The organism is Nocardia sp. NPDC058497, from assembly GCF_042720195.1.
Lineage (GTDB): Bacteria > Actinomycetota > Actinomycetes > Mycobacteriales > Mycobacteriaceae > Nocardia.
In genome coordinates this window covers 1-9,273 of record NZ_JBHXMY010000211.1, presented here as the reverse complement: position 1 = coordinate 9,273, position 9,273 = coordinate 1, and the positions used below count along the sequence as shown (strand labels likewise).

Genomic DNA, 9,273 nt, shown 5'->3' with positions numbered 1-9,273 from the left:
GAGACAGCCAACCGGTCGTGGTGTTCCCGCGGCGCCAGGGGCACCCGCTCCACGTCGGTGCCCGCGGTGACCAGCGCCGGGTCGGTGGGATTGGGGCCGAGCTGACCGGACCGCACGGTGAACAGCGGACGGAACCGCTTGCCGCCGGCGCGGGCCAGGTGCAGTGCGGCTTCCTGGAGGAATTCCTCACCGTCGGAGAGTTCGTCGACGAGCAGTTTCTCGACCGCGGCCAGGCCGTCGCGCACGGTGGCGGCGAGTTCGGGATCGACGAGATCGACCCCGGCAACCACGGTGCTCTCGTCGCTCACAGCCGATGTGCTCATTATCTTCTCCCAGCGATGCGTCCGGACCCCGACGGGTAGCAACCTAGCGTGTTCCGGCGCCCACGCCGATGAACACCGTCACACAGTGACTATTCCCGGTGTACCCGACACTCTCGCACAGCGCCCTGGGGTGCCAGTATTGAGCCATGGGTTCACCGGATCTCACCCCCGCCGACCGCGGTGTGGATGGCGCCAGCCCCCGAGGGCCTGCGTGGTCACACTTCGCTACCGCCTCCGGCCCGCCGGAGGCTGGCGCGGTCCTGCCTGCCGCCGTGGAGGTGCTGGTCGTCGGTGCCGGGCCCGCCGGTTCGGCGTCGGCCGCCTGGGCCGCGCGCGCCGGACGCGATGTGCTGCTGCTCGATTCCGCTGTGTTCCCGCGGGACAAGACCTGTGGTGACGGGCTGACGCCGCGCGCGACCGCCGAGCTCGAGCACCTCGGCCTCGGTGAGTGGCTGCGCGCGCACACGGTGAACCACGGTCTGCGGATGGCCGGTTTCGGCCGGGAGGCGTTGCTGCCGTGGCCGGGCGGATCGTTCCCGACCTACGGAAGCGCTGTTCCCCGAACCGAACTCGACGACAAGCTGCGCGAGACCGCGATCAAGTCCGGTGCCGCGATGGTCGACGGCGCGAAGGTCACCGAGGTGCTGCGCGAGGGCGAGCGGGTCACCGGCGTGACGGTCCGGATCGGCGATGCCACCCACTCGGTGCGCTGCCGGGTGCTCGTGGTGGCCGACGGCGTGCGCTCCCCCATCGGAAAACAGTTGGGCCGCACCTGGCATCGGCGCTTCGCCTACGGGACCGCGGCGCGCGCCTACATCAAGTCGGGACGCAGCGACGACCAGTGGATCTCCTCACACCTGGAGCTGCGCAACGCGGCCGACGAGCTGGTGCCCGGCTACGGCTGGATCTTCCCGCTCGGCAACGGCGAGGTGAACATCGGCGTCGGTTCGCTGGCGACCGAACAGCGGCCGTCGCACATCGCGCTCAAGCCGCTGATCGAGCACTACACCCGGCTGCGCCGCGAGGAATGGGAACTCGAGGGCGAGCTGCGTGCCGTCGCGTCGGCGCTGCTGCCGATGGGCGGTGCGGTGTCGGGGGTGGCCGGGCCGAACTGGGTGCTCGTCGGCGACGCGGCGGGCTGTGTGAACCCGCTCAACGGCGAGGGCATCGACTACGGCCTGGAGGGCGGGCACATGCTCGCCGGGCTGCTGGACGAGCCCGATCTGAGCCGGGTGTGGCCGCAGCTGCTGCGTGACCGGTACGGCCGCACGTTCTCGGTGGCGCGCAGGCTCGCGGGCCTGGCCACCCACCCGAAGATGGTCCCGCTCGGCGGGCCGCCGGTGATGCGCTCGAAGTACTTGCAGCGCACGGCCGTTCGGGTGATGGGCAATCTGGTGACCGACGAGGACCTCGACATCACCGCCCGCGCCTGGCGGGCAGCGGGACGCGCTTCACTGCGGGCAGACGACCTACCCCCGTTCTCCCCCGCCTCCTCCCCCGCCTCCCCGCGAATTTTGGCCTGACTCAGGTGCGGGGTTGGTTCGCGTCGGCGGCTGTCTGTGTTCGCCGGAGCTGGGTTGGCTGTGGATGGGGAGTTACCCATGTACTTGCGTGACCAGGGGTCACGAAATCGAGCCCTGAATTCCTTCCCTGCAGCGAACTCGGCTCGTCGATTTCGAACCAGACCCAGGTGCGGTGCCGCCCGGTTCGACGGCACCGCCGGCGGGGGTCAGTTCTTGGCGAACCAGCCCTCGAGGAACTTGCGTTCGCTGTTGAGGACGCGCTGGTGCAGTTGCTCGGCCAGCGGCTCGATGGCACCGCCGACCAGCGGCACCTTCACGGTGACGGTGCCGACGACCTCGATCTCGCTGCCCTCGGCGGTGGGGCGCAGTTCGTAGGTGCCCGACATCTCGGTGGTGATGCCGCCGGTGCGGCCGGTGAAGCTGCCCTTGGCGACCTCACCCTGCAGCGGCTGCCAGTTGTCGGTGCGCGAGAGCACCAGATCGCTCTTGAGCACCTTGCGCACCAGGCCGGGGACCTTGTCCCGACCGGGGGTTTCGGTCATATGCAGGAGAATCGACCCGGGCCCGTCGGGATGGGACAGTTCGACGGTCGCGGTGTCGGCGGCGGCGAAGCGCTCCTGCCAGACCGCATCGTCGACGAGTGCCCGGTGAAGCTCTTCGACCGGGACGGTGTAGGGCACGGTGAAGCTGAATTTTCGGGACATGGGCGCACACGCTAGCGCAGGCTCCGACTAGGCGTAACCTCCGCATTCGCTCCGGCCATGCGCAGGCTATGGAGCGCTACGCGCCTGCGCCCGATAGGCGTAACCTCCGCATTCGCTGCGGCCATGCGCAGGCTACGGAGCGCTACGCGCGCTGCGCCCTATAGGGTGGCGGCGTGTCGGAAACCAGCCAGTCGGAGAGGCGGACGAAGCGCCTGCGACGGGTGCGAACCGGGGTGCTCGGTACCGCGACGGTGATCAGCGTGCTGATGGTGCTGCTGGTTCTCGCGGCTTGGCGCAACGATTACGAGATCGAGAATCATCGTGGCGTCACCTCGGGCGAGGTGCTTTCGGCGGGCCGGTTGCGTTCGGCGGTGATGTACGTGACGCCCGACAGCGTGACCCACAATCCGAAGGTCGGCATTCTGTATCCGACCAATCTGACCGCTGGTCAGCGGATCGATGTGGAGTACAGCACGCGCGACCCCGATCTGGTCCGGGTCGCCGGGCGCGATGCGCGGGTGGCCATCATTCCTGCGGCGTCGGTGATCGTGGTGGTCTGGGCGCTGGCGTTGCCCGCGCTGTGGCTGGTGCGACGCAAGCAGCGCGAGGCGTAACTTCGTCTGCTGTTCGTCCCGGCTTCACGTCGGCGTGGGGGTGTCGCGCGGTGTGGCGGTCACCCTGAGAGGGTGCGCGTAGCCATCGTCTCGGAGTCTTTCCTGCCGAACATGAACGGCGTCGTCAACTCCGTGTTGCGGGTACTGGACCACCTGGACCAGCACGGGCACGACGCGATGATCGTGGCGCCCGACACCCTGCGCGGTGCGCCGCCCGCACCGCGCTTCCACGGCCGTTTCCCGGTGCATCGGGTGCCCGCGATGATGGTGCCGAAGGTCAGTTCGCTGCCGGTCGGCCTGCCGCAGCCGGGGATCACCGCCGCGATCGCCGCCTTCGATCCGGACGTGGTGCATCTGGCCTCGCCGTTCCTGCTCGGCGCCGGTGGGCTGGCGGCGGCGACCCGGCTCGATCTGCCCTCGATCGCGGTGTATCAGACCGATGTGGCCGGCTTCGCCAAGAGCTACGGTCTCGGGCTGGCGGCGCGGGCGGCCTGGGCGTGGACGCGCCGGATACACGAGGGCGCGACGCGCACGCTGGCGCCGTCCTCGGCAGCCGCGCAGGACCTGGCCGACCACGGCATTCCGCGGGTGCACCGCTGGGGCCGCGGCGTCGACATCGACCGGTTCAACCCGGCCGCGCGCAGCGCCGAACTGCGGGCGAGCTGGCTGGGCTCGCAGGACCGGCTGGTTGTCGGTTTCGTCGGCAGGCTCGCGCCGGAGAAGCACGTCGAACGACTCGCCGCGCTGGTCGGTGACCCATCGATCCAGCTGGTCGTGGTGGGCGACGGGCCGGAGAGGGCCAGGCTGAGCAGGCTGATGCCGGACGCGGTGTTCACCGGTGAACTCGGCGGCAGCGAGCTGGCTACGCATTACGCGAGCCTGGACGTGATGGTGCATCCGGGCGAGCACGAGACGTTCTGCCAGGGCGTGCAGGAGGCGCTGTCCTCCGGGGTGCCGGTGATCGGCCCCGACGCGGGCGGGCCGCGCGATCTGATCGCGCACTGCCGCAACGGGTATCTGCTGCCGGTCGACCGGTTCGCCGAACTGCTGCCCAGCGCGGTGTCGGCGCTGCGGGATCCGAGCCAGCGCGCCCGGTTCGCGACAGCGGCCCGCAAGTCGGTGCTGCACCGCACCTGGCCCGCCATCTGCACCGAGCTGATGACGCACTACGCCGATGTCACCGGCACGCGCGACCGATTGCCGCGCTCGGCATAGCTGGCCGCGGGCGGGGGCGGATAAGCTCGATTCGTGGCGACAACAGAGCAGCGGGAACCGATTCGGGCTTCGCTGGACAAGCAACCCCACGAGGTCGCGTCGATGTTCGACGGTGTGGCGAAGCGCTACGACCTCACCAATACGGTCATCTCCGGTGGCCAGGATCGGTACTGGCGGTGGGCGACGCGGCGCGCGCTCGGGCTGCGACCGGGTGAGCGGGTGCTCGACCTGGCGGCGGGCACCGGGGTCTCGACCGTGGAGCTCGGCAAGTCCGGCGCCTGGTGCGTGGCCACCGACTTCTCCCAGGGCATGCTCGCCGCGGGCCGGTTCCGCCAGGTGCCGATGGTCTCCGGTGATGCCATGGCCCTGCCGTTCGCCGACAATTCCTTCGACGCGGTGACCATCTCCTTCGGCCTGCGCAATGTCGCCGACATCGATCTGGCGCTGCGCGAGATGCTGCGGGTGACCAAGCCGGGCGGCCGGGTCGTGGTCTGCGAGTTCTCCACCCCGGTGTTCGGGCCGTTCCGCACCGTCTACATGGAGTACCTGATGAAGGCGCTGCCGCGGGTGGCGCGGGCGGTCAGCTCCAACCCCGACGCGTACGTGTACCTCGCCGAGTCGATCCGCGCGTGGCCGAACCAGCGCAGGCTCGCCCGGCGCATCGCGGACGCAGGCTGGGACTCGGTGCAGTGGCGTGATCTCACCGGTGGTGTGGTGGCGCTGCATCGCGGCTACAAACTGAGCTGAAACCACGTCCGATCCCGAGGTGAATCCGGTCACTCCGGGACAACGCGCAGCGGGCACTCCCCCGACGGAACATGCCCTGATCAGGGACGATATTCCGGGCTCGACCTCACAGTGAAAATTTTGACTTGTGAGGTCAATTGTCACCTGGACATAACGTTCGGTAAATCGAGCGCAACGACAGGTGCGGATGATCGGAGGCATGACAGGGGAAGCTGACATCCGCGAGACGGGCGCTGTGCGTACACAGTGCTCGTACTGCGGCGTCGGCTGCGGCATCAGCGTCCAGACCAAGACTGATCAGTCGGGCGCGCGGTTGATCGCGAAGGTCAGCGGCGACAAGCTGCATCCGGCGAACGCGGGCAGGCTGTGCACCAAGGGCGCGACGCATGCCGAGATGATGGCCGCCCCCGGCCGGATGGAGTCCGGCTACCACCGCCCCGAGCGCGGTCAGGTCCCCGTCCCGCTGCCCGTCGACGAGGCCGTCCACGAGACCGCGACCCGGCTGCGCGCGATCCTCGACGAGCACGGGCCCGACGCGATCGCCCTCTACGTCTCCGGGCAGATGTCCCTCGAAGCCCAGTACCTGGCGACCAAGCTGGCCAAGGGCTACCTGCGGACCAAGCACATCGAAGCCAACTCGCGGCTGTGCATGGCCAGCGCGGGCACCGGCTACAAGCAGTCGCTCGGCGCCGACGGCCCGCCCGGCTCCTACGACGACTTCGAGCACGCCGACCTGTTCTTCGTCTCCGGCGCGAACATGGCCGACTGCCACCCGATCCTCTACCTGCGGATGGCCGACCGGCTCAAGGCGGGCGCCAAGCTGATCGTCGTCGACCCGCGCCGCACCGAGACCGCGGCCCGCGCCGACCTGTTCCTGCAGATCGCGCCCGGCACCGACCTCGCGCTGCTCAACGGCCTGCTGCACCTGCTGGTCGCCGACGGCTCGATCGACACCGCCTTCATCGCCCAGCACACCGAGGGCTGGGAGGCGATGCCCGAGTTCCTCGCCGACTACCCGCCCGCCAGGGTCGCCGAGCTCACCGGCCTGGCCGAGGCCGACATCCGGACCGCGGCGATGATGATCGCCGAGGCGGGCGAATGGATGTCGCTGTGGACGATGGGACTCAACCAGTCCACCCACGGCACCTGGAACACCAACGCGCTGATCAACCTGCACCTGGCGACCGGCGCGATCTGCCGCCCCGGCAGCGGCCCGTTCTCGCTGACCGGCCAGCCCAACGCCATGGGCGGCCGCGAGATGGGCTACATGGGACCTGGCCTGCCCGGTCAGCGCAGCCTCCTCTCCCCCGCCGACCGGACCTTCGTCGAAACCGCGTGGGACCTGCCCGCGGGCACCCTGCGGACCGAGGCGGGGCCCGGCACCATCGACATGTTCCGCGGCCTGGCCGACGGCGAGATCAAGGCCGCCTGGATCATCTGCACCAACCCCGTTGCCACCGTGGCCAATCGCAAGACGGTGATCGCGGGGCTGGAGGCGGCCGAGCTGGTCGTGGTGCAGGACGCCTACACCGAGACCGCCACCAACGCCTACGCCGATCTGCTGCTGCCCGCCACGCTGTGGGCCGAAGCCGATGCGGTGATGGTGAATTCGGAACGCAACGTCACCCTGCTGCAGCAGTCGGTCGACCCCATCGGTGACGCGCGACCGGACTGGTTGCTGATCGCCCAGGTCGCTACGGCCATGGGCTTCCCCGGTTTCGACTTCGCCTCGAGCGCCGAGGTATTCGCCGAACTGCAACAGTTCACCAACCCGGCGACCGGCTACGACCTGAGCGGCATGAGCTACGAGCGGCTGCGCGAGGGCCCGATGCAGTGGCCGTGCCGCGACAGCGATTCCCCGCGCAACCCGATCCGCTACGTCAACGACGGCACCCATCAGCCGGTGCACGTCGAGGCCGACGGCACCACCCCGCGCCTCGCGTTCGCCACCCCGAGCAGGCGCGCGGTGTTCTTCGCCCGCCCGCATCTGCCCGCCGCCGAACTGCCCGACGACGACTACCCGTTCCTGCTCAACACCGGCCGCCTGCAGCATCAGTGGCACACGATGACCAAGACCGGCAAGGTCGCCAAGCTGACCAAGCTCAACGGCGCGCCGTTCGTCGAGGTGCACCCCGAGGACGCGCGGCGTCTCGACCTGAAGCCCGGCGACCAGCTCGAAATCGCCTCGCGCCGTGGCCGTGCCGTGCTGCCGGTGCAGATCAGCGATCGGGTGCGGCCCGGTGATTGCTTTGCTCCTTTCCACTGGAACGACGAACAGGGCGAATATCTGACGATCAACGCGGTCACCAACGACGCGGTGGATCCCGCCTCGCTGCAGCCGGAGTTCAAGGCGTGCGCGGTGGCGCTGCGCCGGGTCGGCCCCGCCGCCGCACCCGAGCAGGCGCCTGCCCCACCGATCCAGCAGCCGGCGCAGCCCGCCACCCATCCGCTGGCCGGGATTCTCGGCCTCGACGCGGGCACCTCGCCGACACTCAGCGAGACCGAGCGCATCTACCTCGGCGGGTACCTCGCCGCACTGCAATCGCTGCCGGTGACCGGACAGCCGGTGCTGCCCGCGAGCGCACCGGTGTCGGCGCAGTCACGACTGTGGGTCGACGGCCTGCTGGCGGGCATGTACTCGCGCACCGCCGGTGCCGCGACCGAGGTCGCGGGCGCCGACGCCCCGGCCGCCGCCCCGGTGACGGTGCTGTGGGCCTCCCAGACCGGCAATGCCGAGGAACTCGCGGCCACCGTCGCCGCGCGGCTGTCCGCGGCAGGCTTCCTGCCGTCGCTGCTCGACATGGACTCCTGTGAGCTGTCGGCGCTCACCGGCGACATCCTCATCGTCACCAGCACCTTCGGCGACGGCGGCCCGCCCGACAACGGCGCCGACTTCTGGACCAGGCTCGAAGACAGCATCGTGCGCCTCAACGGCGTCCGCTACGCGGTCTTCGCCCTCGGCGACTCCTCCTACGACGACTTCTGCGGGCACGGCCGCAAACTCGACCGGCTGTTCGCCGAGCGCGGCGCCAAGCCGCTGGTGGCGCGGGTCGACAGCGAACCCGACTTCACCGATGCCGCCGAGCAGTGGCTCGACGACGTGCTCGCCGCACTGGGCCGCCCGACCGCAGGCGATGCCGGACCGTCGGACCCGACCGGCGGCGGCGCGCCCCTGATCCCGAACTCTGCCGCGCCGCACCAGAGTTCCGGCCCCGCGCTGGGCATGCCCTCGGGTCGCGGTGGAGCGATCGTGCTCGACCGTCCGCTCACCGCCGCGCCGAGCCGCGTCCAGCGCACCGCCCCGGCACCTTTCACCCGCCAGTCGCCGGTCCGGGCGACCCTGATGCGCAATGAAACGCTGAGCACGCCCGGCTCGCCGAAAGAGGTGCGGCGCTTCGGCTTCGACCTGCACGACCTGGACGCCAGCTACGAGGTCGGCGATTCGCTGGGTGTGCTACCCGCCAACGGCACCGAGCTGGTCGAGGAGTGGCTCACCGCCACCGGCCTGGACGGCCGCCGGGTGATCGAGCTGGACGACCGCGAGCTGACCCTCACCGAGGCACTGCGCACGCACTACGACATCACCAAGGTGAGCCAGGATCTGCTCGGCTTCATCGCCGAACGCAACCCGCACCCGCAGCTGGCCAAGCTGCTGCGCCGCGACAACCGCAACGAGCTCGCCAGCTACCTGTGGGACCGCCAGGCCGTGGATGTGCTGCACGACTTCCCGGTCCGCACCGACCTGGTCGACTGGCTCGGCGCACTGAAAAAGCTGCAACCACGCCAGTATTCGATCTCGTCGAGCCCGCTGACCACCCCCGACGAGGTGCAGCTGACCGTGGGCGTCGTCCGCTACGGCGATCCGGTGGGCAACTCCGCCCGGCGCGGCGGCGTGTGCTCGACCTTCCTCGCCGACCGGGCGGGCGCCGAGGTCCCGATCTTCCTGCAGCGGGCACCGCATTTCCGCCCGCCGCTCGACCCGAACGCCCCGATGATCATGGTGGGTCCGGGCACGGGTATCGCTCCTTTCCGTGGTTTCCTGCACGAGCGCCGGGCCATGGGCGCGACCGGACGCAACTGGCTGTTCTTCGGCGACCAGCACGCCGCCCAGAACTTCTACTACCGCTCCGAGCTGGAGGACATGTTC

The 9,273-nt window shown here is 70.0% G+C and carries 6 protein-coding genes and 1 pseudogene; 5 read left to right on the top strand and 2 right to left on the bottom strand.

Annotation, left to right across the window (positions count from 1 at the left end):
• Nucleotides 1-323 (bottom strand): annotated as a pseudogene (locus ACFWPJ_RS16210) (polyprenyl synthetase family protein); the annotation flags it as partial.
• Between the two features lie 146 nt (nucleotides 324-469).
• Here ACFWPJ_RS16210 and ACFWPJ_RS16205 point away from each other — a divergent pair.
• The gene (locus ACFWPJ_RS16205; protein ID WP_378852019.1) at nucleotides 470-1,846 is read left to right on the top strand and encodes a geranylgeranyl reductase family protein; all 1,377 of its coding nucleotides are present in this window, start codon (nucleotides 470-472) and stop codon (nucleotides 1,844-1,846) included.
• Between the two features lie 206 nt (nucleotides 1,847-2,052).
• Here the strand turns inward: ACFWPJ_RS16205 and ACFWPJ_RS16200 are convergent, their stop codons facing one another.
• Nucleotides 2,053-2,550 carry a DUF2505 domain-containing protein gene (locus ACFWPJ_RS16200; RefSeq protein WP_378852017.1) on the bottom strand — a complete coding sequence of 166 codons (498 nt, stop codon included), beginning with the start codon at nucleotides 2,548-2,550 and terminating at the stop codon, nucleotides 2,053-2,055.
• A 173-nt stretch (nucleotides 2,551-2,723) separates the two neighbouring features.
• Between ACFWPJ_RS16200 and ACFWPJ_RS16195 the strand changes: the two genes are divergently transcribed.
• From ACFWPJ_RS16195 to ACFWPJ_RS16180, 4 genes are all read left to right on the top strand, one after another.
• Nucleotides 2,724-3,164, top strand: a complete 441-nt coding sequence (locus tag ACFWPJ_RS16195) for a DUF3592 domain-containing protein (protein ID WP_378852015.1) — start codon at nucleotides 2,724-2,726, stop codon at nucleotides 3,162-3,164.
• Between the two features lie 72 nt (nucleotides 3,165-3,236).
• Nucleotides 3,237-4,379 carry a glycosyltransferase family 4 protein gene (locus ACFWPJ_RS16190; RefSeq protein ID WP_378852013.1) on the top strand — a complete coding sequence of 381 codons (1,143 nt, stop codon included), beginning with the start codon at nucleotides 3,237-3,239 and terminating at the stop codon, nucleotides 4,377-4,379.
• A 33-nt stretch (nucleotides 4,380-4,412) separates the two neighbouring features.
• Entirely contained in the window at nucleotides 4,413-5,126 is a 714-nt protein-coding gene (locus ACFWPJ_RS16185; protein ID WP_378852011.1) for a demethylmenaquinone methyltransferase, read from the top strand.
• 187 nt (nucleotides 5,127-5,313) lie between these two features.
• The coding region (locus tag ACFWPJ_RS16180; protein ID WP_378852008.1) for a molybdopterin-dependent oxidoreductase at nucleotides 5,314-9,273 on the top strand (3,960 nt) is incomplete at its 3' end.

Coding starts and splice junctions, on each gene's coding strand:
- ACFWPJ_RS16205 (WP_378852019.1), top strand. CDS start 470: ATGGGTTCACCGGATCTCACCCCCGCCGACCGCGGTGTGGATGGCGCC.
- ACFWPJ_RS16200 (WP_378852017.1), bottom strand. CDS start 2,550: ATGTCCCGAAAATTCAGCTTCACCGTGCCCTACACCGTCCCGGTCGAA.